The 26,546-nt window shown below is 60.8% G+C and carries 30 protein-coding genes and 3 pseudogenes; 16 read left to right on the forward strand and 17 right to left on the reverse strand.

The window, feature by feature from the left end; genetic code table 11:
- The first annotated feature begins 86 nt into the window (after window positions 1-86).
- The 3 genes from QOU61_RS15145 (at window position 87) to QOU61_RS15155 (ending at window position 2,220) form a co-directional block, all read left to right on the forward strand.
- On the forward strand, window positions 87-968 hold the full coding sequence (locus QOU61_RS15145; RefSeq protein ID WP_289659694.1) for a catalase family peroxidase: 882 nt from the start codon (window positions 87-89) through the stop codon (window positions 966-968).
- Between the two features lie 361 nt (window positions 969-1,329).
- Complete coding sequence (locus tag QOU61_RS15150; protein WP_289659696.1) at window positions 1,330-1,737, forward strand: DUF2237 family protein; 408 nt, start codon at window positions 1,330-1,332, stop codon at window positions 1,735-1,737.
- A 159-nt stretch (window positions 1,738-1,896) separates the two neighbouring features.
- Window positions 1,897-2,220, forward strand: coding sequence for a GcrA family cell cycle regulator (locus QOU61_RS15155; RefSeq protein WP_289659698.1), 324 nt, complete (start codon window positions 1,897-1,899; stop codon window positions 2,218-2,220).
- Window positions 2,221-2,727: 507 nt separating this feature from the next.
- On the opposite strand, the gene QOU61_RS15160 is transcribed toward QOU61_RS15155, so the two are convergent.
- The 5 genes and pseudogenes from QOU61_RS15160 to QOU61_RS15180 form a co-directional block, all read right to left on the reverse strand.
- Entirely contained in the window at window positions 2,728-4,089 is a 1,362-nt protein-coding gene (locus QOU61_RS15160) for an acyl-CoA dehydrogenase family protein (protein WP_289659700.1), read from the reverse strand.
- A 610-nt stretch (window positions 4,090-4,699) separates the two neighbouring features.
- Window positions 4,700-4,864 (reverse strand): hypothetical protein, encoded by a 165-nt coding sequence (locus QOU61_RS37350; protein WP_502876930.1) that lies wholly within the window; start codon window positions 4,862-4,864, stop codon window positions 4,700-4,702.
- Window positions 4,865-4,961: 97 nt separating this feature from the next.
- Window positions 4,962-7,000: pseudogene (locus QOU61_RS15170) on the reverse strand (ATP-dependent helicase).
- A 142-nt stretch (window positions 7,001-7,142) separates the two neighbouring features.
- Window positions 7,143-7,811 (reverse strand): SOS response-associated peptidase, encoded by a 669-nt coding sequence (locus QOU61_RS15175; RefSeq protein ID WP_289659702.1) that lies wholly within the window; start codon window positions 7,809-7,811, stop codon window positions 7,143-7,145.
- A 101-nt stretch (window positions 7,812-7,912) separates the two neighbouring features.
- A complete protein-coding gene (locus tag QOU61_RS15180) occupies window positions 7,913-8,119 on the reverse strand; it encodes a hypothetical protein (protein ID WP_289659704.1) in 207 nt (68 codons plus the stop codon).
- A gap of 73 nt (window positions 8,120-8,192) precedes the next feature.
- Between QOU61_RS15180 and QOU61_RS15185 the strand changes: the two genes are divergently transcribed.
- Both QOU61_RS15185 and QOU61_RS15190 read left to right on the forward strand, forming a co-directional pair.
- Complete coding sequence (locus tag QOU61_RS15185) at window positions 8,193-8,534, forward strand: thermonuclease family protein (RefSeq protein WP_354142529.1); 342 nt, start codon at window positions 8,193-8,195, stop codon at window positions 8,532-8,534.
- Between the two features lie 134 nt (window positions 8,535-8,668).
- On the forward strand, window positions 8,669-8,851 hold the full coding sequence (locus QOU61_RS15190) for a hypothetical protein (protein WP_289659706.1): 183 nt from the start codon (window positions 8,669-8,671) through the stop codon (window positions 8,849-8,851).
- Between the two features lie 385 nt (window positions 8,852-9,236).
- Here QOU61_RS15190 and QOU61_RS15195 read toward each other — a convergent pair whose 3' ends face one another.
- Window positions 9,237-10,004: a sulfite exporter TauE/SafE family protein gene (locus QOU61_RS15195; protein WP_289659708.1), complete on the reverse strand. Its 768-nt coding sequence runs from the start codon at window positions 10,002-10,004 to the stop codon at window positions 9,237-9,239.
- A gap of 100 nt (window positions 10,005-10,104) precedes the next feature.
- A complete protein-coding gene (locus tag QOU61_RS15200; RefSeq protein WP_289659710.1) occupies window positions 10,105-10,398 on the reverse strand; it encodes a DUF1330 domain-containing protein in 294 nt (97 codons plus the stop codon).
- Window positions 10,399-10,550: 152 nt separating this feature from the next.
- Here QOU61_RS15200 and QOU61_RS15205 point away from each other — a divergent pair, with 152 nt between their 5' ends.
- The gene (locus QOU61_RS15205; RefSeq protein WP_289659712.1) at window positions 10,551-11,288 is read left to right on the forward strand and encodes an ArsR/SmtB family transcription factor; all 738 of its coding nucleotides are present in this window, start codon (window positions 10,551-10,553) and stop codon (window positions 11,286-11,288) included.
- Between the two features lie 516 nt (window positions 11,289-11,804).
- On the opposite strand, the gene QOU61_RS15210 is transcribed toward QOU61_RS15205, so the two are convergent.
- Together QOU61_RS15210 and QOU61_RS15215 are read right to left on the reverse strand one after the other, a co-directional pair.
- Entirely contained in the window at window positions 11,805-12,524 is a 720-nt protein-coding gene (locus QOU61_RS15210) for a transposase (protein ID WP_289659714.1), read from the reverse strand.
- Window positions 12,449-13,024, reverse strand: a complete 576-nt coding sequence (locus QOU61_RS15215) for a hypothetical protein (protein WP_289659716.1) — start codon at window positions 13,022-13,024, stop codon at window positions 12,449-12,451. The genes QOU61_RS15210 and QOU61_RS15215 overlap by 76 nt, the downstream gene beginning before the upstream one ends.
- Before the next feature lie 313 nt (window positions 13,025-13,337).
- On the opposite strand from QOU61_RS15215, the gene QOU61_RS15220 reads away from it, so the two are divergent.
- On the forward strand, window positions 13,338-14,042 hold the full coding sequence (locus QOU61_RS15220) for a SphA family protein (RefSeq protein WP_289661532.1): 705 nt from the start codon (window positions 13,338-13,340) through the stop codon (window positions 14,040-14,042).
- Between the two features lie 153 nt (window positions 14,043-14,195).
- On the opposite strand, the gene fdxA is transcribed toward QOU61_RS15220, so the two are convergent.
- Together fdxA and QOU61_RS15230 are read right to left on the reverse strand one after the other, a co-directional pair.
- Window positions 14,196-14,531 (reverse strand): ferredoxin FdxA, encoded by a 336-nt coding sequence (gene fdxA / locus QOU61_RS15225; protein ID WP_247315912.1) that lies wholly within the window; start codon window positions 14,529-14,531, stop codon window positions 14,196-14,198.
- A 38-nt stretch (window positions 14,532-14,569) separates the two neighbouring features.
- Complete coding sequence (locus tag QOU61_RS15230) at window positions 14,570-15,172, reverse strand: MarR family winged helix-turn-helix transcriptional regulator (protein ID WP_289659719.1); 603 nt, start codon at window positions 15,170-15,172, stop codon at window positions 14,570-14,572.
- A 97-nt stretch (window positions 15,173-15,269) separates the two neighbouring features.
- Between QOU61_RS15230 and rpoH the strand changes: the two genes are divergently transcribed.
- The 3 genes and pseudogenes from rpoH (at window position 15,270) to QOU61_RS15245 (ending at window position 16,917) form a co-directional block, all read left to right on the forward strand.
- The gene (rpoH, locus tag QOU61_RS15235) at window positions 15,270-16,169 is read left to right on the forward strand and encodes an RNA polymerase sigma factor RpoH (protein ID WP_289659721.1); all 900 of its coding nucleotides are present in this window, start codon (window positions 15,270-15,272) and stop codon (window positions 16,167-16,169) included.
- Between the two features lie 180 nt (window positions 16,170-16,349).
- Window positions 16,350-16,600 (forward strand): annotated as a pseudogene (locus QOU61_RS15240) (zinc-finger domain-containing protein).
- Between the two features lie 134 nt (window positions 16,601-16,734).
- Window positions 16,735-16,917, forward strand: a complete 183-nt coding sequence (locus tag QOU61_RS15245; protein WP_289659723.1) for a hypothetical protein — start codon at window positions 16,735-16,737, stop codon at window positions 16,915-16,917.
- A gap of 94 nt (window positions 16,918-17,011) precedes the next feature.
- Here the strand turns inward: QOU61_RS15245 and QOU61_RS15250 are convergent, their stop codons facing one another.
- Entirely contained in the window at window positions 17,012-17,518 is a 507-nt protein-coding gene (locus QOU61_RS15250) for a methyltransferase family protein (protein ID WP_289659725.1), read from the reverse strand.
- Between the two features lie 249 nt (window positions 17,519-17,767).
- Between QOU61_RS15250 and QOU61_RS15255 the strand changes: the two are divergent.
- Window positions 17,768-18,049, forward strand: a pseudogene (locus QOU61_RS15255) (transposase); the annotation flags it as partial.
- Between the two features lie 25 nt (window positions 18,050-18,074).
- Here the strand turns inward: QOU61_RS15255 and QOU61_RS15260 are convergent.
- Window positions 18,075-18,266, reverse strand: a complete 192-nt coding sequence (locus QOU61_RS15260; RefSeq protein ID WP_289659727.1) for a hypothetical protein — start codon at window positions 18,264-18,266, stop codon at window positions 18,075-18,077.
- A gap of 203 nt (window positions 18,267-18,469) precedes the next feature.
- Here QOU61_RS15260 and QOU61_RS15265 point away from each other — a divergent pair, with 203 nt between their 5' ends.
- Complete coding sequence (locus QOU61_RS15265; protein ID WP_289659729.1) at window positions 18,470-18,610, forward strand: hypothetical protein; 141 nt, start codon at window positions 18,470-18,472, stop codon at window positions 18,608-18,610.
- Between the two features lie 177 nt (window positions 18,611-18,787).
- Here QOU61_RS15265 and QOU61_RS15270 read toward each other — a convergent pair whose 3' ends face one another.
- From QOU61_RS15270 to QOU61_RS15280, 3 genes are all read right to left on the reverse strand, one after another.
- Window positions 18,788-19,177, reverse strand: coding sequence for a hypothetical protein (locus QOU61_RS15270; protein ID WP_289659730.1), 390 nt, complete (start codon window positions 19,175-19,177; stop codon window positions 18,788-18,790).
- A 30-nt stretch (window positions 19,178-19,207) separates the two neighbouring features.
- Complete coding sequence (locus tag QOU61_RS15275) at window positions 19,208-19,852, reverse strand: protein-L-isoaspartate(D-aspartate) O-methyltransferase (RefSeq protein WP_289659732.1); 645 nt, start codon at window positions 19,850-19,852, stop codon at window positions 19,208-19,210.
- A 97-nt stretch (window positions 19,853-19,949) separates the two neighbouring features.
- Window positions 19,950-21,278 (reverse strand): acetamidase/formamidase family protein, encoded by a 1,329-nt coding sequence (locus QOU61_RS15280; RefSeq protein WP_289659734.1) that lies wholly within the window; start codon window positions 21,276-21,278, stop codon window positions 19,950-19,952.
- 425 nt (window positions 21,279-21,703) lie between these two features.
- Between QOU61_RS15280 and QOU61_RS15285 the strand changes: the two genes are divergently transcribed.
- The 3 genes from QOU61_RS15285 to QOU61_RS15295 all read left to right on the forward strand — a co-directional run bounded on the left by QOU61_RS15285 (window position 21,704) and on the right by QOU61_RS15295 (window position 23,687).
- Complete coding sequence (locus QOU61_RS15285; RefSeq protein ID WP_289659736.1) at window positions 21,704-22,189, forward strand: adenosine-specific kinase; 486 nt, start codon at window positions 21,704-21,706, stop codon at window positions 22,187-22,189.
- A gap of 135 nt (window positions 22,190-22,324) precedes the next feature.
- Window positions 22,325-22,783, forward strand: a complete 459-nt coding sequence (locus QOU61_RS15290) for an OsmC family protein (RefSeq protein WP_289659737.1) — start codon at window positions 22,325-22,327, stop codon at window positions 22,781-22,783.
- Window positions 22,784-23,132: 349 nt separating this feature from the next.
- On the forward strand, window positions 23,133-23,687 hold the full coding sequence (locus QOU61_RS15295) for a thioredoxin family protein (protein WP_289659739.1): 555 nt from the start codon (window positions 23,133-23,135) through the stop codon (window positions 23,685-23,687).
- A gap of 1,040 nt (window positions 23,688-24,727) precedes the next feature.
- Here QOU61_RS15295 and QOU61_RS15300 read toward each other — a convergent pair.
- Window positions 24,728-25,699 carry a GlxA family transcriptional regulator gene (locus tag QOU61_RS15300; RefSeq protein WP_289659741.1) on the reverse strand — a complete coding sequence of 324 codons (972 nt, stop codon included), beginning with the start codon at window positions 25,697-25,699 and terminating at the stop codon, window positions 24,728-24,730.
- A 110-nt stretch (window positions 25,700-25,809) separates the two neighbouring features.
- On the opposite strand from QOU61_RS15300, the gene QOU61_RS15305 reads away from it, so the two are divergent.
- Window positions 25,810-26,469, forward strand: coding sequence for an HD domain-containing protein (locus QOU61_RS15305; protein ID WP_289659743.1), 660 nt, complete (start codon window positions 25,810-25,812; stop codon window positions 26,467-26,469).
- Window positions 26,470-26,546: the final 77 nt, after the last annotated feature.

Raw genomic sequence — 26,546 nt, forward strand, 5'->3', positions numbered from 1 at the left:
GCATCGCATTCTCGGCGCTGATGGCGGCAGGCGCGACCTGCGCCCGTGCCGAAGACGCTCCGCTCGGCGTTCGGCTGGTCGATCAAATGAACGCGCTTTACGGCGCGCATCCGGGCGTTCGAGCGAACCACACCAAGGGCGCCGTGTTCGAAGGCATGTTCACGCCGGCGCAAGGCGCCGATGCGCTCAGCTCGGCTGTCTTTCTTAAAGGTGCACCCACGCCGCTGATTATTCGTTTTTCCAATGCGGGCGGCGTGGCGGACGCGCCCGACACCCACCCTTCGACCGACCGTGTCCGCGGCATGGCGATCAAGTTCCGTCTCTCGGATCGGAGCGAGGCCGACATCATCTGCATATCGGCAAACGGGTTTCCGGTGGCGACCGGCGAGGATTTTCTGGCTCTGCTCCAGGCGGTCGGCGCAAGCGGTCCCGACGTGCCCAAGCCGACGCCGGTCGATAAATTCTTGTCGACCCACCCGGCCGCACTCGCTTTTGTGACGGCGCCGCGGCCTGTGGCGGTCAGCTACGGCACGCAGCCGTTCTTCGGCGTCAACGCGTTCAAGTTTACCAATGCGCAAGGAACAAGCAAGTTCGGCCGCTACCGCATCGTGCCCGAGAGCGGGCCCGCCTATGTGAGCGACGAGGAGGCCGCGAAGCGTCCTCCGAATGCACTAGCCGACAATCTGCGGGCATCGCTCGAAAAAGGACCAGTCAAGTTCCGCCTCCTGGTGCAGGTTGCCGCCGCCGATGATTCGATCACGGATGCCACGAAGGTCTGGCCGGACAGCCGGCCGACGGTGGAGCTCGGCGAAATCGCGGTCATCAAAGCGTTGGACACGAAGAAAGTCGTGAACGAGTTGCTGTTCTTGCCAACCAACGTGACGAGCGGCATTGACCCCTCGGATGACCCGATCATCAACACGCGCACCGAGGCCTACGCGGAATCGTTCGGCCGCCGTACCAAATAGATCGTCCGCCTGAGACACACGTCCCTTCGTCTCTTTCTGGATGGTCAATGGCTGCAGATCGGTGAGCCGGAGCCAGTTGCAAGGGGGATGCTTTCATGACGCGCATCGATGCAAACGGGATGATCTCGCGCGGAAAGTCGGAATAGCGCTCACGCCGAGTCCGACACGTTCACGCCCGATGGGAGCGGCGCCAACTGCGGGTACGCGTGCCATACGATAGGGGCGGCAAAAGATTGCATTTTCACGGCGTACCCAAAGAGGTAAACGGAGACGATGTCCGCCTTTGGCACGGGTCGGAAGCGGCAGGTGCGACTCTCCAAAGATCAGCAGTCGGTCGACAACACAGCACGCGGAGACGGCAATGCTGAGGGACGACAACGGTAATGGAGGCGGTCGGCCGAGCACACCCCGTAACGTGCTTGGAGCGCGGCTCGAAGTCTGCTCGATAAGCCCAATGACGGGGTTCTTTCGAGACGGCTGCTGCGACACTGGGCGAGAGGACATCGGTAGCCACACGGTCTGCGCCGTCATGACCGCCGAGTTTCTCGAGTTTTCCAAATCCCGCGGCAACGATCTTTCGACACCGATGCCGGAATTCGGCTTTCGCGGTCTGAAACCCGGCGACCGTTGGTGCCTCTGTGCTCCGCGTTGGCAAGAAGCACTCGAGGCGGGCCAGGCGCCCCGCGTGGTCTTGCGCGCCACTCACGAAGGCGCTCTGGGCCACTGCTCGCTCGCCGATCTCAAGCGCCTCGCAGTGGACCTAGCCTGACTCCTGCACTTGCCGACGAGGTGATCGGATAGGTGCGCCGATGTCGGCTCCTGGCGCGCGATGTCCGACTTGAGTCTGGGATGCGCACCGAAGCGGACGTCGGCCTCGGCGACCGGCACGCCTAGCCTGTAGTTGGCAGTCGGCGTATAAGAATCTCCCATGGGTTGGGATGCGGAAGACGTAGCACTGCTCAAAAAGCTCTGGGTCGTAGGACAGAGCGCCGCGCAGATCGCGCGCCGTCTCGGGTATAGCCGTAACGCGGTCTCCGCCAAGCTAAATCGTTTGGGCCTGAAGCGCGGTCGCAAGCCGCCAACAGCAAAACCCAAGATACGGCCGGTTCCGAAGCGAAGGCCAGTGTTGTTGGCTGCCTGTGTCCGCCCGGTGGCAAAGGTGGTGTCTTCGCGGAAGCTGAGGCAGCGTAAGGAATTCACCAAGCGCCAGCTTTACGCCATGCTAGCTGAAGCGGTCAGGAATACGGGCTGACGCTTACCTGCCGCCGAAAAACCGTTTGCCGCCGCGTCAATCAGTTGTCTCGGGAGAGCGCAAAAATAGCGGCGTTTCTTCGTCGTGGTCCAGTCCGCTAAGTGGCTCAATATCAGGCTGCGGAATTTTGTAGGACTTGCATTCCAAACGAGCCCATTTCAGTGCCTGAGAATAGTTCGGACAACGGAGAACCATTTCCTGGCCGCGAACCAAAACTACGACATCGCAAGTCGGCGACGCTGGATCGTGTCGGATGAAAACCTGCGGGGAAGCGAACTTCTCAGTCATTTGCTAACGCCAAGCGCTACGAACGTGCCGAGGCCACGGACCGGCATGAATGTGACCCGGTCACATTAAGCGCGCCCGCGCCCAGCTGCGTGATCCTGCGGCGCCGCGCTACAGGTACCGATGGTTAGCCGCTGCCGTCAGGGGCCTACGGCAGCGACCCACCGCTGGGCCTAGGCCTTACGCTCGCCCGCGAATCCTCTGCCCGCTCCGGACTGCGCACTAGGCCGCCACTTTGTGCGGCTCCGGAGGCGTCGCCGTTTCGACTAGGTTCGGGGACGTGTCCAATCCTTCCATATCCTTCGAGAACACCATCGCCTTGTTGTCGACGAACGCGCGCGGGTCGAATGAATCGTGGGCCATCACGCCATGAATCTTACGACGCTGCATGCCGATGTTGCCGGCGTCGTAAATCGGGAAGCACAGGGCCTCACGCATATATTTCTCAAGCGGATGGCTCCTGTCATAGCTGTTGACGCCCATGATGCGCATGCACGTGTATACGACCTCGACACAGGTCTCTCCGCCGAAAATCTTCGACCAAGCGCCTGGGACATGGCCCTCGCTGTCATAGAGATCGAGGTATTGCGCCGATTTCCAGGAGAGATAGCGCGCAGCCTCGATCTTCATAGCCACATCCGACAGCAGATAACCCACATGCTGATGTTGCATGATCGGTTGAGCACCACCTGCCGTGTGGCCCTTGGCCCATTCGAGGGTATATTCGTAGGCAGCTCTGGCGACACCGACTGCGGCGATCGCCGCGACCGGGCCCGACCATGTGAAGGCCTTACTGATGACGAGGTCGCCGTTGCCTTTCGTGCCGGAAATAACGTTCTCTTCGGGCACGCGCACGTTGTCGAACACGAGTGAATTGTTCTGACACAGGCGATGGCCCATCGTGTCGATGACCTTCTCGACGCGGAAACCCGGCGCGCCTCTCGGCACGAGAATTGCGCTCAGACCCTCCTTGCCGCCCTTCGTTTTGTCCGTCCTGACGATGCATACGTTGACGTCGGCGCCCTGTTTGTCCCACCCGCCGGCATTGCACGGCCAGTATTTGCGTCCATTCAGCACGTACTCGCCGTTCACCAGTTCGGCGGTGAGACCGATGCCTATGGGCAACGGCTGCGGTGCATCGAAATTTGCGGTGCCGCCGGGACGGCCCGCTGCCTCGCTCACCACCCAGCCAGCAAGATACTCTCCCTTCGCATCCGTGCAGGCCGGCCGAAGCCACTTCTCCTTTTCGGCATCGGTGCCGAACCAGACGACGTTCATAAGGCCCAAACCATTAACCAGGAGCGTCGTCGCGAAGCCCGGGTCGACGGCGCAAATCTCCTCGGCGACCAGCTGGAGGTCGAGGTTACTGACGCTGCCACCACCGTACTCCTTGGGAAGGAATCCCATGGCGAACCCACGCTTGTAAGACTCGACGTAAGCCGGTTTGGTCTTGGCGAAGGCCTCATGCGGGTCGCGCGTTGCATCTGCATCGGGAACGAGCGGAGCGAGCACGTTCTGCGCGAAGTCACGGGCTGCCTCCCGCAACTCCTGCTGTTCTTTCGTCAGTCTGAAATCGATGGCCATTGCTGCGCCTCCTCAATGAGGGTCCGAGGGCAGCGCGTAAGTTCGACGCTCGGCGGTGCGCGCCCTTGCCGATGGCTCTCGCGCTCCCCCTTTTTAGTTAAGTTACCACGAACGGCGACGGTCGCGCTAGATGCAGATGCACCATGCGCCAGCCGATGGCCCGCTGCAGGCGTTGATTGATTTTCTGCGAACGAGCCTAAAGAGGAATGCGAAGTGCAGGAAGAAAAAGGCGCAAGAACCTAGAGACCCTCAAGTCCAACCGGCGCGAAGAGCAGTCCAGCCAATTAACTTCTTTATTCACGAACTCCGCAACACTTTTGAACTGTTTCCTCGATCAAGTGCGGCGAAATCCCAAGCTCGGTAAATCCAGGCATCTCCGGCGATGCCACGGTGTCGATCTGCATGAGCTCCACCTGATTGCAAGTGAGGTGTGAGCCCGGAAGGCTTTCGGAGACCCGTGACAGCGCGTGCCTCGTAGTCTTGCAGATTCTCTGATGAAGCGGCGTCGCCTAGGCCTCGGGCTGGCATTCGGCGCAGGTGTAGCCCATCGAATCCAGGACCGCGGTGATCGCGATGCCGGCGGCCTCGGGCGAAACGCCGGGTGGCGGATCTATGCTGGCGAATTTGAACGTACGCTCACGGCGTGCGGATCCGCGCGGTCATGCTTCCAGCCGTGGTACTCGCACTCGCGAATCGCACCCGCCTCCAGCGGCACGGATGTCGCGCAGCCGCGCAGCGTCCGGATCGCAGGTCGATTTTCCTTCGTCATCAGCATCCTGAAGGCTCCTGCAATACGGAATCCTTTGGCCTTTTGAGTAGTTCCCGTTGCGATGACGGGACAGGGATTCGAGAACGTGGTGGGCGGAAGAGGTCTAGCGCCACATGCCTCGCATGCGAGCCCCGATGTCAATCCGTGGGTCTTGGCTTGGGCCCGGCGCAGGCAGGCCAGGCGACGCCAACGGCCAACTTGTGCGCTCGAACAGTCCAAGCAGCTTCTCGGGAATGAAGCGCGTTCTGGATGCGTAGACATGCCGGTCGCCTTGCGAACGCTGACCGTGCGTGAAGAAGCGCTGAGGCACGACAAGATGGAGATCATCCTTTGCCCGCGTCATGGCGACGTAGGGCAGCCGGCGTTCCTCCTCGAGCTCGGCCGAGGTGCCGGCCCCCAAGTCCGACGGCATGCAGCCGTCGACCACGTTCAGCACGTAGACCGACTTCCATTCCTGGCCTTTGGCCGAGTGAATGGTCGACAGGATCAGGTAGTCCTCATCCAGCAAAGGGACACCAGCCTGGTCGCTGGTCGCATCGGGCGGGTCCAGCGTGAGTTCGGTAAGAAAGCGCTCGCGCGAAGGATACCCGCCAGCGATTTGCTCGAGCTGAATGAGGTCTGCGCGCCGAACGTCGGCATCCTCGTGGATGCGGTCAAGATGCGGTTCGTACCAGAGGCGAACGCGTTCCAAGTCCGATGGCCACTCCGAATACCGGAGGTTTCCGATCGTCTCGGCAAAGGTGGTCCAATCGTCGCCGGCGCGGGCCGGGGCGGATAGCGTGCAAAGTGCATTAAGCGGGTCGGGCGCTTCTGACATGTGATCGAGGATGCGTTGCGCCGAAGCCGGGCCGATGCCTGGCAGCAGGTGTAGGACGCGAAAGCCGGCCACGCGATCGCGCGGATTCTCCACGAACCGCATCAGCCAAGGACGTCCTTGACGTGCGCCGCGTCGAGAAACTTCAGGCCGCCGAACTTCACGAAAGGGATATTGCGACGGGTGAGCTCGACTTCCTGCGGCCCGGTATGCGATGACGTGCGGAAAAGCACCGCCTGTTGCTTGAGAAGGGCCCCTTCCTCGCGGCTCTCGAGGATTTGTTCGACGATGTAGCGCGCCTGATCTGCCTCGTCGCGTACGGCGACGAGGCTGGGTTTTACCGGTGAGGTGCGCTCGGTCCATAGGTTCTTGGTGAAGCGCTCCCTGGCGAGGTCGATGACGCCGTTTGCGGCGGAAAGGATCGGCTGAGTCGAGCGATAGTTGCGGTCGAGCGTGACGATCTCCGCCTTCGGGCTGAACTGCTCAGGAAAATCGAGAATGTTGCGAACCGTAGCGGCGCGAAAAGAGTAGATCGATTGCGCGTCGTCGCCAACCACCGTGAGGCCGCGCCCGGCGGGCTTCAAGGCGAGCAGAACCGACGATTGCAGCCGGTTCGTATCCTGGTATTCGTCGACAAGCACGTGGTCGAAGCGGCCGCCGATGTCGTCGGCGATGGCCGCATCTGTCATCATCTGCGCCCAGTAGAGAAGGAGATCGTCGTAGTCGAGAACGTTGTGCTTCTGCTTGGCTTCAACGTAAGCCGCGAACAGCTCCTTGAGCTCGGCGGCCCAGCCGGCGCACCACGGGTAGAATGCGCCGAGCACTTCTTCGAGCTCGGTCTCGGCATTGACACAGCGCGAGTAGATCGAAAGGCAAGTGCCCTTGGCGGGAAACCGCCTCTCGGTTTTCGACAGTCCGCGTTCGTGCCGGACCAGATTCATGAGATCGGCCGAGTCCTCGCGATCATGAATGGTGAAAGCGGGATTGAGTCCGATCTGGTCCGCGTATTCGCGTAGCAGCCGCGCGCCGATACCGTGGAACGTGCCGGCCCAGCTCAACGCCTCGTTCATAATGCCAGCCTGCTCACCGAGGACCTTTCGCGCGATCCGTTCGACCCGCTTCGACATCTCGGATGCTGCGCGGCGCGAAAAGGTCATCAGCAGGATCCGGCGAGGGTCGGCGCCGCTGACGATCAGATGGGCGACGCGGTGCGCAAGCGTGTTCGTCTTGCCGGACCCGGCGCCGGCGATGACCAGGAGGGGCACTCCGACATGACCATCGGCGGTGACCCCGTGCTCGACGGCGCGACGCTGCTCTGGATTGAGCATTTCGAGATATGATGCTGCGGTCGTCGCGAGCACGAATGGTCCCCCTGTTCGAACGCCACGCTCGATGATTCTTCTTGGAACCGCAACGAGATAACGTGCAGTCGTGCCTTTCGCGGGCGGCCGCTGAAGACGTTTGGGTGCCTCACGCCGCCATCTTGTCCTCCTTGTCCGCTCCGCGCATGACGATCTTCAGCGCGTCGTCGGGGAGGGGGCGCTGCAGGGCCTTTGCCTCGTCCCAAGGTGCGCGCATCCAGACATCGCGTTCCTTCTCGGTGGTCAGGATCACTGGCATGGCCTTTGAGTGGATCGGCTCGACGACGGCGTTCGGCGATGTTGTGAGGAACCCGCAGACGAGGTGAGGGCCTGGAATCGGCATCGACTTGGTGCCGCGGTCGCCCCTGAACTCGGTCCAGATGCCCGCGAAGCAGAACAGCGGGCGGCTGTCATCGAGCGCGAACCAGACGACGTCTTTCTTTTTCGTCTCCGGGTTTGGCTCCGGTGCGTATTCGGCGAAGCTGTTGGCCGGCACCAGGCAGCGTTGCTGCGGCTCGGCGAGCCGGTCGTGCCAATACTTCCACGACGTGTTGCGGATGTTCGTGATGGGGGCACCGGGTCTGTCCGGTGGCGCCGGCATGCCCCAGCGCATCTTCATGATCTCGAGCGTGTCTCCTTCGGCATTGCGGACGACCGGCGCTAGGTAGTCGGGGAAGACGCCCGGCATCGGTTCGAGGTTGCCGACATATCGGTTCATGCGCCGAAACAGGGCGGCTATTGCGGCCGGGTTGGTGGTGATCGAATAGAGATTGCACATTCAGCGTTTGCTCTCGCTCATGAACTGGCATAGCAGCGCCTGATCGCCCGTCATCAAGAACTACCTGTCCGGATGTTTCATTTCCAACTCACCAAACCCGACTATCCCGTGTAGGTCCGAAAGCGCCCGCGCGCGTAGGCGTGCGAGACGGCCTTCTTCAACTCTGAAATCTCGGACTCCAGGAAATGGTTCGCAACGATCAGTGCGCGAATAGCCACGCGCATATCGCCGCCGCAAACGGCGATCGCCTGCTCGACGGCGGCATCCAGCCCATCGTCCTGTTCGTTCGGCTTTGATGCCGAGGACATCGCGCTGTTCCAGGTTGACCGTCGAGGGCGCGATGCGCCAGAAAGCACTCAGCTATGTCGCGGTGAAGACAGTTTGCAATATCGTTGCGGTGCACAAGCCGCGAACAGCCTTGACGCCTTCATTGCTCGCCGTCCCGTCAACTGTGTCCCGCTCAGCCTCGACCAATATGGCCGCACGGTAGCGACCTGTTCGGTCGCAGGCAGGGATCTTGGGGAATGGCTTGTGCGCAACGGTCTCGCGCTGGATTGGCCCCAATACTCGAAGGGCAGATATCACGAAGCTCAGCGCGAGGCTGAGCGCAAGGGCCAAGGACTTTGGAAGGGCAGCTACGTCGAGCCGTGGCTATATCGTGCATGCATCCGCGCCCACGGAGAGCCGTCCGCCTGTTCGGACGATGCAAATGCCCATCCTTGATGGGCTCCACTGCGAGGCGTCAATCCACAACGGGCGATGGCCGATCACCGTACTCGGCAGGCGGGTCTAGCGCGGTTCGGGCGACTCACGGTACCCCATCAATCCCAACCACCTTACTGCACAATGGGAATGAAATGGTTGCAGCCACCCGTGAATTGCCGACCTCTGGTTACGCGCTTGAAGTGGACGGCCGACTCAAAGCCGAATTTGCAACCAGAGACGGCGCCAGGGCAGGTGGAGAAGAACTAAAGAAACGTTTTCCCATGCTTCAGATCAGGATCTATGACGCGCAGACGAATGCGCGCGAGGAAATCTAGGTCTCCGACTGACGGATTCTCCCACTTTCCCGCGTGCGGCTTCCGCTGCAGCGGGCTTATATGAGCTGAGTCAACGGCGCTCGGCCGGCGTCGGCGGCCAGCCTTGGGGCCTCGGATGCCGTGATCGTCCCCTGCTGGCGAATCCGGACATGAGTGCCGGAACGGACTAGGAGCGATTGACCCTTATCGTCGCTTTGCTACGAGCCTTCGGTGCAGTGCAGCAGATGCCGAGTGTAGTTAGGCGAGCGCGATGTGCGGCGGCTGGCTTGCCTGCTCGTCCGGCGTAAAGTCGACGGCCCGCTCGCCCCCAAGCCCCTGCCTCCGACGTAGCTTCGCGACGCTGGCGGCACCTGACGAACCAACCGCAGCGGCACCAGCAAGCCCGTCAACTGAAGAAACCATGTCGCAGCAAATCGGCGCCCGCGGTAATGACCGCGATCAACACCAGCTTCTTGAATGTCTCAGGAGCAATTTTATCGCGCATATGTTGTCCGAGGTACATGCCGAGCACGACTGGCAACGTCGCAGCCGTCGAGACTAAAACGTCAAGCCAATTGAACTGGCGGCTGGCCGTCAGAAGAATTGCCAGCAAGCCGGAGGAAACGACGAGATACAGCGATGCTTCCTTTGTGAACGTCTTTCCGCTCAGTCCCTTTGCGAGCAGAAATATGAAGACAAGCGGTCCCGACATCGCTGCGATGCCTCCCAGAATCCCGCCGAAAAATCCGAATGTGATGCCGGTTGGTAAAACCAAGCGAGACTGAAGCTGCAGCTTCGGCGCGAGCAGCGTGATGCCGCCGACAACCATAAGCACAAGGCCTGCGATAATCTTTGCAACGTTCGCATCGAGCGCCAACAAGAGTCGAACTCCAAGGAAGAGGCCGGGAATCATGCCGAGAAACACCGGCATCAATTGCATGAGGCATCGTCCAGTCTTTCCGCCCTCCAGCGCCTGCGACACGTTGCTGAAGATCAAAGGCATGCTCAGTAGCATCGCCGCTGATTTGATATCGATGAACAGCGACAGCAGCGGCAGCGCGACGACTGGCATGCCGACCCCGATTATCCCCTTCAGGAAACCGGCGACGATCAAGCTGCAAAGCACGGCAGCAATGATACTTGCTTGCTCGAAATGAAGGGTGCGGATCAACACGGGGTTTAACTCCTGGAAAATCATATTCCGTGCTCAGGCTTTCGCGCCGGTCCACATCCCCCTTACCCCCTTTCATGGGCCGCCGGGCCTACGGCGTGTCTCAGATGCTTTCGACGATGACGACCTCCAATTCACTCGCGCCGTCCTTCTTGCGGTGCGCCGCGGCCTCGAGGTACTCGGGCGATTCGTGGCAGGCGACCGCCTTCTCGAAGCTCGGGAACTCGATGACGATGAAGCGGTGGAATTTCTCCGGGCCCTCGAGGATCTTGAACCTGCCGCCGCGCGCCAGGAACTTGCCGCCGAACTTTTGGAGGATGCCTGGTACGAGGTCGGCGTATTTCTTGTACTGATCGGGATTGTTGACCTTCGAACGCGCGACCCAATAGGCGACCATCTCATCCTCCATGCCAACTGTGAGCGTCCCTGCTAGACTAGGGCTACAGCGCATTCTTGCGGCGAGGTTCGCAATTGTCTCGCGCGAACAGTTTGGCCCATGCCGGACTGTCTTCGATTGATATGCTTCCGGTATCAGCGATAGGGTTAGCGATGGTCGCGGCGGCAAATCTGGTGGAGGTGGCCGCTCTCGTGGGTGACACTGCGCGAGCGACGATGCTTAACGCCCTTATGGGCGGCCAGTCGCTGACGGCCACTGAGCTTGCTTACTGCGCCAATGTCTCTCGCTCGACGGCGAGCGGCCACCTGAGCAAGCTGGTTGCCGCGCGGCTTTTGACTGTCATTCGCGACCGCCGCTTCAGCTATTATCGGATCGCGTCCCCGCTGGTCGCGACAATGCTGGAGAGCATGAAGGTCGTCGCCGCCATAGAGGTGCCACCCCGCCGTCATCCGCGGTCAGCAAACGACGAGGCACTCCGTTTTGCCCGAAGTTGCTACGATCACCTAGCTGGCCAGGTAGGAGTCGCTGTTACCGATGCACTTGTGGCCATGGGGCACATCGTGCTCACCGATGAAGGCGGCGAGGTCACGTCTTCGGGCGGGCGTTTCCTTTCCGCGTTCGGCGCCGATCTGACGCCACGGACTCGGCGGATTTTCTGCCAGCCTTGTCTCGACTGGAGCGAGCGTCGTTATCACCTCAAGGGACTTGTCGGAGCTCGGATTCTGGATCGTCTATTGGAGCTCGGATGGCTCAAATGTGTGTCGGACAGCCGTGCACTCCAACTAACGTCGTCTGGAAAGGCAGGCTTGTCCGAAACCTTCAAGATCGAGATCAACAACGAGGGTGTGCTAACCTGTCGGTTCTGCGACCCACGACGGCTGACAGCTTAGGCTGAGCGAAGCGTCATCTCGCGAGAAAGGTTGCTCTTTTTCTTGCAGTGCGAAGTGAAGCGTTTGGCCCATTACGTCGTTCGTGCCCTTATGCGTTTGGCGGCTTTCGGTCGAAGCAGACAAAAGACATTTGGGCGGCCCCCACGTCTGGCGGGGTCGCGCTCTATCTCGCGGCCAAGCGACCGCTCGACCGAGCCCGCGAACGGTCTCGGCCCATTGGGGTCACGATCGCTCCGCCAAGAACATCGGCAACACGCTACGCCCGCCTCCAAGACGCAAACAATCAGGACTGGAGCCCTTGTCTCGCCTGCATGCTGCGCTATGGCAGCCGCATCAACTTATATCCGGTCGAGCGCCCATGGCTCGTACCAAAATCCTGCATACTCGTGGCAGCTCGGCTCCAAGATGGATGGGACTCGTCTCTCTCGTACGGCTGATAAGGCCAACCCGGCATCCTCAGTCACACATCCGTCCCGGCTCTGGCCCGGAAGCGTGGGCCAAACTCTTTCAACTGGGTTAAGCAGTGACGATGGCGCCGGTCGGAACCTTGCCGGTTTCGACGTATCGCCAGAGGGCGATCACCAGCTTGCGAGCAAGCGCGATGATCATGATGCGCCGGACGCGACCCTTGAGGTCTCCGACGCGGCTGTAATACCAGAGGGACAATTCGCTCTTCGATTGGTATCTGAGCCACAGCCACGCCATTTGCACGGCGATCACGCGCGCCCGCGTGTTGCCGGCCTTGTTGATTCCCTGCTCGTGTTTGGTGTCTCCGCTGTCATAGGGTGCTGGCGTCAAGCCGACGTAGCTGGCGACTTGCCGGCGGTTTTGGAACGGTCGATAGAAGACTTCCCGCGTGAGCACCGTCGCGAATTCGGCACCGATGCCGTGCAACTTGACGAGCCGGCGCATCTTCTCGGTGCACGCATCACTAGCTGGTTCGCTTCCTTTGACGAGCCGGTCGCGTTCGGCTTCGACTTCCCGGATTTGCTCGGCGACCACCTTGAGCCGCTTCCATTCGCGCTCGATCTCGATCTTCAGCCGCGCCGGAATCGGCCGACCATCGCCGGTCTGCATCTTATTCAGACGCTCACACCATTTTGCATCCGTGATCCGGAGCGCCCGGATGCCATGCGTTATCAAAAGGGCCTTGATCCGGTTCAGGTGGCCGGTGCGCTCACGTACCAGTCGCTGCCAAGGTGAAGCCGGTGCGGTAGGCTTGTCCCGAATCCCCATGGCGCGCAATCGACGTGTGACATGGTGCCATAAATGCGATCCCGGTCCCGGATCATGTAGTGCGGAGCCTCATCCCAAGGAAATGTCTCGGTGATTTGGCGGGCAACCCATTCTGCCGTCGGATTTGCTGTGACGTTGATCCAGACGAGCTCTCTGCGGTCTAGCCGGACAACGACGAAAGCATAGAGGAGGTCGAACCCGATAGTTGGAACAACGAACAGGTCCATGGCGGCAATCTCCGGCGCGTGGTTGCGCAAGAAGGTCCGCCATCCCTGGCTGGGCGGCTGCCGTCGTTTGACCATGAACTTGGCGACGCTCGACTGCGCGATCTCAAACCCGAGCTTGAGCAGTTCGCCGTGGATGCGCGGCGCGCCCCAAAGCGGATTTTCGTTGCTGATCCGCCAGATCAACACGCGCAGCTCGGTCTCGATCTGCGGTCGGGGCCTCCTGAAGATCGCGATTTCCAACGCCAGTAGCAGCGAAAACCGCGCCTGTGCCAACGCACGAGCGTCTCAGGTCGGATGATGGCGAGGACCGACAAGATTGATGGAAACCAGCGATACAGCTGGATAAAGAACCAGCGATCATGGTTCGTGAGCCGGACGCGACCCTGCAGCCTCCGCCGCAACACCATCAATTGATGTCGAAGCGCCGCGTTCTCAGCTTCAAGCCGCAACCTCGACTTGAACGGCGAGGCCAGGACGGCCAGAACGAAACCGAGAAGCCCGATCATCCCGCCAGCTTAGGCGATTCCATCACCAACACGGATAAGGTTTTCGGTACACACACATCACCTACACGTCCCCTTTGTCCGTGCTGGGCGGCCAGGCCGCCTTTACCGTCCTCGCCGCTCCGGGAAATGTGGGCGTCGGCATCGGCGCCACGCTGACCGGCCCGCGAGGCAACTCCATCTCGGGAGCCACAATCGACAATCGAACGACCCTCTCGGACGTGTTCTATCAGGGGACGCTGAAGTGGAATCAGGGCGTCCACAACGAGATGGTCTACATCACCGGCAACATTCCGAGCGGCACCTACGATCCGAACCGCCTGGCGAATCTGAATCTCGGCTTCGTCGCTTACGACGCGGGAGCAGGTTACACCTATCTTGACCCGAAGGCAGGACATGAGTTCTCGGTCGTCGGCGGGTTCACTTACAGTCTGATGAACCCGGATCTGCAGTACCAGAACGGTGTCGACTTCCATCTCGATTGGGCCGCTTCGCAGTTCGTGAGCAAGAACGTCCATATCGGCCTGGCGGGATATTTCTACCAGCAGGTCACCGGTGACAGCGACCCCGGCGTGAAACTCGGCGACTTCAAGGGACGTACAGTCGGAATTGGTCCGCAGATCGGTTTCATCATTCCGATCTCACAGGAGTATCAAGGCTATTTAAATCTGAGGGGTTATCGCGACCTGGACGTGGAGAACAGGGCCAAGACATGGACCACGTTTGTTACCTTCGCGATTTCGCCGGCTCCGCCCGCGTCTGTTGCTCCGATCAGCCGGAAAAATTGAGGCTTTCACAACAAGCGCAATGCCAATGGCGAGGTCGGCTTCGGGTCAAAGTCAGAAGAACTCAGCATGAGCACATATCTTCCGGGTTACCCCTGAAAGCCGACATCGCTCGATGCAGTTGGCACGTCTCAAGCAGTGCGGGCGCTGTCCGCCTCAATCACCCGCGCCGGGATTTGGCGAGAAGTATTGGAGTTTGTCCGGCTTCCCCTCCCACTCCTTAGAGTCGGGCGGGGGCGCTTTTTTGACCATAATATTTGGCCAGATTTTCGCGTATTCCGCATTCAGCGACAGCCATTTCTCTAGCCCCGGCTCGGTGTCAGGCTTGATTGCGTCGACCGGGCATTCCGGCACGCAGACCCCGCAGTCGATGCATTCGTCCGGGTGGATGACGAGCATGTTCTCGCCCTCGTAGAAGCAGTCCACGGGGCACACTTCGACGCAGTCCATGATTTTGCAGCGAATACAGCTCTCGTTGACGACGAAGGTCAATTAAGCGTCCTTTCAGCAGATCGCAGCGGTGAACTCATTCATGGTATCCGTCCGTCCTCGCGGTGCTCGTTCATGGGTTGAAAATGGACGCACAGAAGACCTACGTCCTCTGGCTGAATCGGAACACCGAGGAGCAGGCATTCAACGGCTGAGGGGCCCGTGCTAGGCAGGTTGCCGCACATCTCTCTGCCGAAGTGCGTGCAGTCCGGGCAAACACCGAACCGCCGATGCGCACCGCCCGTAGCTAGAGTGGACAGCACTTGGTGCAGGGCGCGACGCATCGCAGTTCGCTCTGTCGCGTCGAGCGAATCCACGGCGCGCACCAGAACTTCGAACGGATCGCGTGCAAGCGCTTTTTTGCCCTTGCTCGTCAGTCGCAGACTTACGCTTCGCCCGTCCGTCTTGAATGGCTGTCGGACCAGGTACCCACCCGCTTCAAGCGCCTTAATGGCTTGTGTTGCAGTGCCGCGGGTTGTCGCTTGAAATTCCGCGAACGCCGACGGGGTCCGCGAGAACGGGTTGGCACGTGCGAAGAAGCGGAGCGCCATCCATTGGGCCGGACTGAGTTCACCGTCATAGCCCTCAGCTTGTACGAGCCGTCCCACCTGCAGCAGGAGCTCTGCCGTTTCGCGCGCTGACATGACTGCCTCTTTGGAAATATAATAGTGTTTCGAAATTAACTTGACAACCGATCGGATGCAGATAATTGTGTTTCGAAACTAGTTTGAGGGCTTGATCATGGCCCGCAACGCGGCCCTGCCGATCCTTACGGACGAACCCGGCCTCACCCATTATCTTGAGGAAATTCGGCGGTTCCCGATGTTGGAGCGCCAGGAAGAATACCTACTAGCCAAGCGCTGGCGCGAGCACGGTGATCGCGACGCGGCGCACAAGCTGGTCACCAGCCATCTGCGGCTCGTGACCAAGATCGCCAGGGACTATCGCGGCTACGGCCTGCCGATCTCTGAGGCGATCTCCGAGGGCAATGTCGGCCTGATGCAGGCGGTCGAGCGCTTCGAGCCGGAGAAGGGCTTCCGGTTCGCCACCTACGCCGTGTGGTGGATCAAGGCGGCGATCCAGGAATACATCCTGCGGTCGTGGTCGCTGGTGAAGATGGGCACCACGGCCAACCAGAAGAAGGTGTTCTTCAACCTGCGCAAGGCCCAGAGCAAAATCTCCGTCCTCAACGATGGCGATATGCAGCTGGACCAGGTGAAGATCATCGCTCGGCGGATCGGCGTCACCGAAACGGATGTGATTTACATGAACCGGCGGCTCGGCGGCGACGCCTCGCTCAACGCCGCGATCCGCGAAGACGGCGATTCCGGCGAGTGGCAGGACTGGCTGGTGGACGAATCCACGGACCAGGAGACGACGCTCGCCGCGAGCGAGGAGTTCGATAACCGCCGCAAGACGCTGTCCAGCGCGCTCATCGTGCTCAACAAGCGCGAGCGGCGCATCTTCGAGACACGACGGCTCGCCGAGGAACAGATCACGCTCGTGGAGCTGGCCGAGGAATTCGGCGTCTCGCGCGAGCGCGTGCGCCAGATCGAGGTGGGCGCCTTCGCGAAGGTGCAGAACGCAGTGAAGCACCGCGTCGGGGCGATAGCGACCCCGGAGCCACTCCAGATGCGTTAGCTTCCAACCCTCTCCCATGGTTGGAGAAACTGACGATGGACGTGTCGTTATGGGTGCGTTTTACGGCAACCGAGCGACGCGAGAGGGGCGCCGCTCACCGGGTGCTGATCGAGCCCTCGCTCGACGATCCATGCGCGGCACTTTGCATCATCGACCGGGCGCCTACGCCGCGCGCTGCAGATGGAAAGTTATCCGGCGTTTCATAATGAAGTCGGGGTGCCGATCGTGCGCATTGGTTGCCGCGAGTTCAAGTGCATTGGGGATATACCGCCGCAAGATCACCCACACATCTACCTAAAGATGGGCGATGCCAGTGAGATCGTCTGCCCCTATTGCTCTACGCTATTCCGGTTCGATCCGAGCTTGGGCGCACCGAAGCTGACCCGGCAGATTGTGCTTACGGTGATACGGACCGAGTTGAATTGCAGTAACGCTGCTTCCTTCGTCATGCCGGCCGCAGCGCCTTTACGGTTTCGGTACACAGGCTTGACCTTGACGCCCGCGCGTCGCAGGTTTCGGGGCGCCGCGCGCAGCTCGCGCGCCCAACAGATAGGATCTATCTTTCATGGCATTCGTGCAGTTCACGCAACCGGACGATCAGCCCATCGTCATCAACACGGATAGGATCGTGACCGCCACACCACTGCCTGACGGACAAGGCACGCGCATCACCTTGAACAACGGTGGCTATGAGGACGTGAAGCAACTCATCGCTGACGTGCTGCGGCAGTTGAACATAAGCGCGTAGGCTCAGGACATCGCCGCCTGGGCGAACCATTCCGCCGATCAAGTGAGATCGTGCACTTTTCTTGAGTGTCAGCGCTGAGGTCGTGCGACAGCCGTTACCGACCGGCTCGCCACGCGGTTAGGCGCGGGATCCAACGCGGCACATTGATGCGCAACGCTTCGTATTCCGCCCTGAATGACTTCTTTAGCGTCGGCTCTTCGTAGCCCACGACAAACAAGTGGCAGACGAGCCAGAAGACCACGCCGTAGGCGAACAGCCGCCAATCGCCGAACAGGACCGCTTGGCCGAAAATGACGGCGGCAACCGCCAGGTAGATTGGATTGCGCACATACCGATAGAGGCCGGTAACGACTAGATGTTGGGTCGGGGCGATCGGCGCCGGCGTGCCGAGCCCCTGCAGCGCGAAACGCGCGAATGAATCCACGAGCCCGGCTACGCCGGCAAGAATGAGCGCGGCGCCGACGAAGCGCGTGAGCTCGACGCCGAGAAACGACAACCTGAACTCCCAGCGCGAAATCCACCACGGGACCAGCCCGGCCACCACGCAGGGCGCGAACACGAAGAAAATGGCGGTGCCGATGACGGCGGCGGTTCTTCGCATGGACACGATCCGTTCCCTGCTATTCTAGCACTCCGCACCGGGAGCGTATCAGGCCCGATGTCGCAGTTGGGTCAGACTCGGTAATGCTCTGATCGGGCAAATGTTTTCCGCTTTCGCCGGAAGCGGACATGGCGATCGGCGCGCCTACGGCGTTGGGCCGGCAACTGCGGCGTGATTCAAGCCTCCAAAGCGGGAGGCCGGATCGTGCGCTACGAACTCTCAGACGGTGAATGGGCAACCATCAGACCGATGTTGCCGAACAAGGCCCGCGGCGTGCCGCGGGTAGATGATAAGCGTATCTTGAATGGCATCTTTTGGGTGCTGCGGTCCGGTGCGCCGTGGCGCGATCTACCGATCGCCTTCGGTCCCTACACCACTTGCTACAACCGCTTTGTGCGCTGGCGTCGTGCCGGGGTCTGGAGCCGGATCATTGACGCGCTCGCTGCCGCCCATGATGCCGCCGTCCAAACGATCGACACGTCTATCGTGCGCGTGCACCAACACGGTGCATGTCTCGCCCGAAACAAGAGGCAGGCCAACCGAAGTTGGTTGGCAGCTATTCCGCGGCCTTGACCCGGTTCTCCGCCGCAACTTCCGCGTCGATCCGCTTCGTCAGTTCGATCCGGCGCTCGATCGCCTTGATCCGCCGATCTTTCAACATGAAGTCGGGCCGAGCGCGCAGTTCGGCCAGATACGACCCCAACGTTTCCACGTCCGCGGAAAGGTCCGGCTCGTCGTCCAGTATCATGGACAGCCTGCCTGCTGTCATCGAAGAACACCTCCCTTACCCGCAATAACTATCCCGCGCGCAGGTCAAGCAGCGGCCCTACGCCGTACCGATTTCCAAGACAACTTGACCCGTCTCAACGCCGGCTGGGCCGCCCTGGAAGCCGCCGCCTTGCCGGATGTCGACGCCGAGCTCGACCTTATTGCCCGTCCTGTGGACGCACCATGAAGCCCGACGTGGTGTTCTTCGGCGAAAACGTCCCTTGGGACCGGGTGGTCCGGGAGCAGGGCCCCATTCAGGGGCTCGTTTTTCCTCTGCACGAGACTCACTTTCCGCTGCAATACGCACGCAAGAAGGGAACATGACCCCCGACGCGCGATTCGCGTAAGGTTCATTATGCGAACTTCGGCGAGAAAACCCGCCAATTCGCTCGTCTTCCGATTTTGAGACCAACCTGCCAACAAGTGCCAGGGAAGCGAGAGAGCTCAGTGGCCATTTGAGCGTGCCGTTGTCAAAGCGCTCGCCGCGAAGGGTGCGCGTGCTCAATCACGTCGATATGCGTTGAGCGAAAGAAAGGCGCCGAGCCCCATGAGGACGATGGCTCCTGCAATGATCGCGCCGGTGATCTGGCCAATTCCGGCGGCAATCGCGGCGAGTCCGGTTGGAAAGAGCATTCGGGCAAGGCCACCCAGGACGAACAGCCAGCCAAGGATGGTCACAAGCACCGGCCATCCATTCGTCCAGCGATTGTGAACGCGCACAATGGCAAGCCCAGCCACGAACAAGAGGATGCCAGAGACGAAGATGAGCGCAGGGTCGCGGGAAACCTGTTCCGCCAACGCAGAGAACGAGCCAATGTTCAGCAACATGCCGGCAGCGATGGCGACAAGGGTGGGACCGATCAGGCCGGCGATCGTTTTCGAGGTGGTCATCTATGCTCCGTTACGGATGCGCGACCCGGCTTATGATAAGCTTGGTTCAGTCCCGTCGAGTTGAGAGAATCGGACGGACAGAATCTCTTTCATCGTCATTCTGCCGTTGGCGAGCTTCTCGGCCACAATGAGCTGCTGCGTATTGGGCAGGCCGGCCGGTATCACCATTTTCCCACCCGCTTTCAATTGGTGGATCAGCGGAGGAGGAATCAGATCGGGAGCGGCCGTCACGATCACTTTGTCAAAGGGGGCGTGCTCTGACCAACCGTGATAGCCATTGGCAATCTTGAGTTCGACATTGCTGCAGCCCTGCTGTCGGAGTCGTTGTTTCGCCGCTTGGCCAAGCTCTTCGATGATTTCAATGGAGTATACTCTGCGGGCCAGCTGCGCGAGGATAGCGGCCTGATAGCCAAGACCGGTACCGATTTCGAGAACGCTGTCGTCGGCCTTGATGTCGAGCAGATCGGTCATTAAGGCGACGACAAAGGGCTGCGAGATGGTCTTCGCAAAGCCGATTGGAAGTGGAATATTTTCATACGCGTAGGGCTGAAGTTCGATTGGCACAAACTCATGCCGCGGCACCTTGCACATGGCCATCATGACGCGTTCGTCTAGCGCATTCTTGCCGATCGCGTCGCGCAGCTGAAAGGCGCTGGCGGCGATGACCGCGAGCATGTGTCTACGCAGGGGCTCAAGGTCTTCTGCTCGCATTGGCAACTTTCACGGGCACGCGATCGGAAAGCTTGTCCTACTGATGTTCCGGCCGAGCCGCTTACACCGTCGTCATCTCGCGCCTGAGCTGGGGGGCGAAGATGGTCTTGGGTATCAGCGCGTGGACGCCGCGCACGATGTCCACCACTTGGGTCACGCGAAAGCTCACCGCAACGCTGCACAGCGCGTAGGCGTCGAGCTCGCTGAGCTTCGCCCGAGTCGCCACAAACTTGATCGCGTTGCGCGCTGCGAGGGTCATCGCCGCGTTCAGGTCTTTGTCGAGGCCGATGATAATCCAGTGCGAGTCTGTCTCGGCCACCGGCCAAGCCAGGTTCTTCTGCTTGCGCAGAATGACCTGGATGCGCAGCTCCTTCATGCGCGTCTCAAGGGCCGTAAGCGAGATCTCGCCGTCGCCCTGCACCGCATGGCTGTCGCCCGTATAGATCAGCGCGCCAGGCTTCCATACCGGGATGTAGAGCGTCGAGCCTTCGGACAACTCGCTGAGATCGAGATTGCCCGCGTGCGGACCCGGCGGCACCGAGCTCGTGACGCCGGGACTCAAGGGCGGGAAATAGCCGTCGGGTGGCGCAACCCCCAAGGTGCCCTGGAAGGGCTTCAACGGAATGGTGATGTTGGGCATGAACTTGCCCTTCATCGCGCGGAGGTCGAGATCGACATACTTGACCTGCCCCTGCGCGTAGTCCTGCGGCAGCAGGCCGGTCCCCAGCGAGCCCGGATTGTTGAAGACGGCGCCCCATTCGTAGGGACGGATCCGCTCGTAGCGGATCTCCAACACGTCGCCCGGCTCGGCCTTATTCACGGCGATCGGTCCGATGATCGAATGTGGGCCTCTGCCTGGATTACTAACGCGCAGCTTCGCAAGCGTGTCGACCGTTACGCCCGGCTGCATTTCGTTGAGGAAATGCGACCACGTATCGGGAAAGCTGATGACATCGCCCGAATCGATCGTGAGGATGGGCGCCAAATTGGCGTCGTAGACGCCGAGCTGCACCGTCTCCTTGGTCGAGGGAACCACGTGCACAAGGCCTCCACGATGGGATTCGCGCTTCCGCGCCGTGCCGGACTCTTGCGCCCGCGCTAGCCTCGCGAACCATGGCTCGACCGCGGCGAGCGCACCCATGAAGCTACTTGCTTGCAGGAACTTACGGCGCCAATGGCCGCGCGCCGACAGATAGCCGTCGAGAGTCTCCTGATCGACCTCGTCCATATGGAGGAGGGCATCTGAGGCGCGATTGTTGAAGGCGGCATCCTTGATATCCTCGCGGATGATGCCCGTGCCTTTCTCGTCGCCGCAGCCGAAAAGATTGGCGCAGGCGTGATGGTGAGGATGCTGGGCGTGCTCAATTCCGTCGCCGTGGGTCTCCGACATGATGACCCCCTAAGAAAGCGTCCGCGCGCCACGCGGCGTCAGTGGACCGCGACCTGCGCTCACTCACTGTCAAGCAACGTGCCATGGAAACGCCGCCTTGCCTGGCTCGATGGGCAGATGGCGGAGTGATCGCGGCCTCTCACAAAGCTCACGTCGCTTTGGCGTACCGAGAAAGGTTTCAGTACCACGTGACTCGCCCCCCGTCGACATTGAGGTGGTCGCCGGTGGTTTCCCGTTCGTGGTGGACAGGTTCGGCTCCGCCCGTGCATGACGTCTAGCTCTGTTCGTTCCAAGAGCTACCGTCGAAGGTTAGGCCGGACGTGTCTAGCGCTGGCCTCGACCGCCGCTGCCGCCTGTGGTGGGTTGCAATCACCTTCTGGTGGCCTACCATGGATAGCGTTGCCCCACCTTGAAGGAGCGCAGCCATGGAACTCACCGTGGTGCCCATCGTCAAGCCGGACGCCGCCAACTTCATCTTTGGCCAGTCGCATTTCATCAAGACCGTGGAAGACCTCCACGAGGCGCTGGTGGGCGCGGTTCCGGGCATCCGCTTCGGGTTGGCCTTCTGCGAGGCCTCCGGTAAGCGGCTGGTGCGCTGGTCGGGCAATGACGAAGCCGCCCTCGCCCTCGCACGCGACAACGCATTGGCCATCGGCGCCGGCCACGCTTTCCTGATCTTCCTGGGCGACGGATTTTTTCCCGTCAACGTGCTGGCTGCTGTGCGCGCCGTGCCGGAGGTCTGCCGCATCTATTGCGCGACGGCCAACCCGACACAGGTGATCGTCGCGCAAACGGAGCTGGGCCGCGGCGTGCTCGGCGTGGTGGATGGCGCCTCGCCGCTGGGCGTCGAAACCGACGCCGACATTGCGTGGCGGAAAGACCTGCTGCGCAAGATCGGCTACAAGCTGTAGTGGCTGGATGAAGCCGAAGTCGACAGGCCTGCACGGACAACACGGCGAGCCCAACGCCGTCAACTCGATCGCCAGACGCCCGGCTCGTTCGCGTATACCTGAGGTCGTGAACGGCGCGTATTCCAGGAGGTTTGCATGGGCACAAAGACAGCCTACAGATCTTTTCGCTACAAGGCCAACACAGCCTGGAGTTCCGCCCGACGGGGCACGCTTTCTGCGTCGGGAAAACCGAACATCGATGTTGGCAGTCCGCCTGAGTTTAAGGGCGAGCCAGACATTTGGGCACCTGAAGAGCTATTCGTGGGCTCGGTCAACACATGCATGATGCTGACCTTCCTCACGCTCGCCCAAGCGAAAGGTCTGACTCCGTTGCGATATGAGAGTGAGGCGGAAGGCCTGCTCGAAAATATCGAAGGCAAGTACCGCATCACAGAAGTTAAGGTTCGACCGCGCGTAAGCCTCAAAGATAAAGCCGAACTCGAACGCGCCCGCGAAATCTTGGAAACCGTCGAAGCACAGTGCTTCATCTCGAACTCCATAAAATCGAAGGTCTCGCTCGCTGCTGAGCTTGTCCTTGCTCCCTCGCCAAAGTGAAAACGAATTGCGTCGGCTGTGCGAGTCCGGTTCTGGCCCAAATGCGATGGGATGTTTCTTATCAACTCTTTATGCGGTAAACTTCTTTCCTCAAGCCAGCTGCTCATGCATCCGCCACGGCAGGGCGTACGGAGCATAGCCATGGCCGAAGCCACCTCGTTTAGAAAAACTAGCTGCGCTGGTTCCCAGCAATAGGAACGGGCTCGAGCCATGCGCGTGCTAAGCATGAAGTAGCCTCTGCAAATAGCGGCCGTCGTGGCTTGCTGATAGTAGTTGGATGGCGGTCGCGCTTTCCCACGGCTGGGCGCCAACGTCGTACAGGCATATTTGGAACACAAGGAGGTGCGTGATGGCGACGACCGCCACCCAGGTCACTCTCGATACGCCGGCGGCGGAGTTTCGGCTTCCGGCCACCGACGGCAAGACTTACGCACTGGACGACGTTGCGGGCGAAAAGGGAACGGTCGTCGTCTTTATCTGCAACCATTGCCCCTATGTCAAAGCGGTGATCGACCGCATGGTTGCGGACGCCCGCGTGCTGATGTCAGAGGGCGTAGGCTTTGCGGCGATTTGCTCGAACGATGCGGCGAGCTATCCCGAAGACTCATTTGAGAATATGAAGCATTTCGCGAAGGCTCATGATTTCCCGTTTCCTTATCTTCACGACGAGACCCAGACAGTCGCGCGGGCGTATGGGGCGGTCTGTACGCCGGACTTCTTCGGTTACAACGCCGACCGCAAGCTCAAATACCGCGGCCGGCTCGACGAAGGTCGCACAACTCCGCCCCGCGCGGGGGCGGCCCGAGAGCTTGTCGAGGCCATGCGCGCGATTGCGACCACCGGTGTGGCGCCGGCTGACCAAAAGGCGTCCATTGGCTGCTCGGTCAAATGGAAGGACGCATAAACCGAGCCCTTGTCATGGCGCCCCACCAGCTACCCGGTTGGAGGCGCAGTCGAAAATATGGACATGCGGTCCGAACGGGTTCCTCAGCATCTCGCTCGCGCTCGGGGATTTGAAGGCGGCAGTCGCAATGGCCGCATTGAAGTCGCCCCTTTTTTACTTTTTGGGAGACGTAGCCATTGGCTTTGCTCACGGCTGCACGCTTGGCAAAGCGGAGAAGGTTCGATCCCAGTTCCTCTCGCTCCAGCGAGAGCTGTCACAAAGGTGTCCTTGATGGATTGAACTGACCCGCGCTAGCTGACGTTGGCTGTCACTGGATCGAATTTGATGGGGCGGCCCAACCGCGAAACAATCGATCGAGCGTAGCTGAGGTCCGCACGCTCACTTCTGAAAACTAAAAGCTGAGGTGTCGTGGCTGTCGAGCCCAACGGGTAGTCCGCATACCTTGCTGCCAATTGGCAGCTGACGCGAACGCCATTCTGACAAGGGGAAATTCTCTAACGATCTCAACAGGTGAAAAGGCTGTGAATTGTCAGAATCTGCGTTGAGAGCACAAAGGAAATTTGAAGACTTCCAAGCTGAATACGAGGGTTCGATTCCCTTCACCCGCTCCAACAACTTGAGCTGTCAGCTTTTCATTCTGACAAGCCACGCATTCCCGTTCAGGCAAATGCGATAGCGAGCAAGCCCGAGCAGAGGATGAAAAGACCGGTAACGGTTACAGCGAGGAAGCTGTAAGAAGCGAATTCTTCGCGTGTCATGATACACACCCTCCGCTCGGCAATGCTGGTTGCCACCTGCAATCGGCTGTTCCAGATCAGCAGCGAGACTAGAGCGATTGAGGTTGATGACTCAATTGGACGCTGGTTCGCGTCCGATACCGAAAACGTATCGGGAGACTTATACGAAGGTTTGTGATTTGCCTTTCACGTCCCGTCATTCTGGACGTTCAGGCTTGTCCGATCCCGACGAGCGCTCGCCCGGACTGGGGAACACCGGGTCGAGTCGTGAGACGGTGAAACGGCGGGCCCCGTCGCGACCGATCAGGCGGCGATCCTCGCGAAACGCTTGCGGTATTCGGCTGGCGTAACGCCGACATGCCGCGCGAAAGCGCGGCGCAGGGTGTCCGCATCCGCAAAGCCGCAATGCGCCGCAACCTGTTTGGGCGTCGCGTGGCCGACCTCCAGCAAGCGCCGGGCGGCGTTGACGCGCGCCTCCTCGACCCAGGTCGCCGGCGTGATCCCGACCTCGCTTCGAAACAGACGCGCGAAATGGCGCGGGCTCAGCTCCATGCGCTTGGCGAGGTTGGCGACGCAGTGATCGAGCGCCGGATTGGCGGCGACCCACCGCTGCAGCTCCTGAAGCGCCGCCCGACCCGCCGGAGCCGCTTCGCCCTTGCGGCTGAACTGCATCTGCCCGCCCGGACGCTTGAAGAACATGACGAGCTGCCCGGCAACCCGCATGGCGATGTCGTGTCCGAGATCCTCCTCGACCAGCGCGAGCGCCAGATCCAGCCCCGCGGTCACACCCGCCGCAGTGCGCAGTGGTCCGTCACTGACATGGATCGCGTCCTCGTCGACGCTGACCGAGGGATAACGATCCGCCAGTTGCCTGGCGACCGCCCAATGTGTCGTCACGCGCCGGCCCTCGAGCAGGCCCGCCGCGGCTAGATAGAACGCACCGCTGCAGACGGAGCCGAACCGGCGCGCCGCCGGCGCCTTGCGCCGCAACCAGTCGACCACCTTGCCGTCCGCTGGAACATCCACCGCGTTCGGACATCCCGCGATCAGCAGGGTGTCCGGCTTCATGTCCGCGTCGATGCCGATGACGCGATCGGGCATCAGCCGCGCCCCGGAAGAGCTACGGATCGCGCCTGGCTCGGCTGCGACCACCAGCAGCGCATAGGGTGAGTTCCCGGCCTGCACGTTGGCCTCCGCGAACACGTCGAGCGGCCCCGAGACATCGAGTAGTTGCACGCCTGGCAGCGCCACAATGGCGATCGTTCTTGCTTTCATCACCCACGTCCGTTCAAGCCCGGTTTTGGCAGAATTTGACGTAATACGTCATTTGAAGACAGTCCAGCCCCATTTTACTTTTTCGGCGAACACAACAACTGGAGCAAGTCATGAGCCTGTCCACCGAACTTCTGAGCCGGCCCATTGGCGTCAGCATTCCCGACAGCAAACTCGCGCGGGAGATAACGGAACTGGTGCGCGACACCGAGACAGCGCTGCTGTTTCACCATTCGAGCCGCGTCTATTACTGGGGCGCGCTGGCCGGCAGGCGCCGCGGTCTCCGGTTCGATCCTGAACTGCTCTATGCCGGCGCGATGTTCCACGACATGGGATTGACCCATCAGCACAGCAGCCCAGATGAGCGCTTCGAGGTCGACGGCGCCAACGCCGCCCGCGACTTCCTGCGCAGCCGCGGCATCGCACAACACGACATCGATACGGTTTGGACCGCGATCGCCTTGCACACCACGCCGGGCATCCCGCAGCACATGCACCCGGTCGTGGCCCTGGTGACGGCCGGCGTCGAAATGGATGTGCTTGGCATGGCCTATGCCGAGTACAGCGACGCGGAGCGCGAGGCGGTGGTGCATGCACATCCGCGCAACGCGCATTTCAAGGAAGACATCATCCAGACCTTCTACGACGGCATCAAGCACAAGCCGGAGACGACCTTCGGCAACGTCAAGGCCGACGTGCTCGCCGACAAGGATCCGCATTTTGTCCGCGGCAATTTCTGCAGCGTGATCTGCAACTCCGCCTGGCGCGGGTAAGTCTTCACACCTGCTCAGATCACGAATTCGAGCGCCGGTCGGGCGCGCGAAACTCGCACGTCATAAGTCAACCATGC

The organism is Bradyrhizobium sp. NP1 (genome assembly GCF_030378205.1).
In the GTDB taxonomy this organism is placed as follows: domain Bacteria; phylum Pseudomonadota; class Alphaproteobacteria; order Rhizobiales; family Xanthobacteraceae; genus Bradyrhizobium.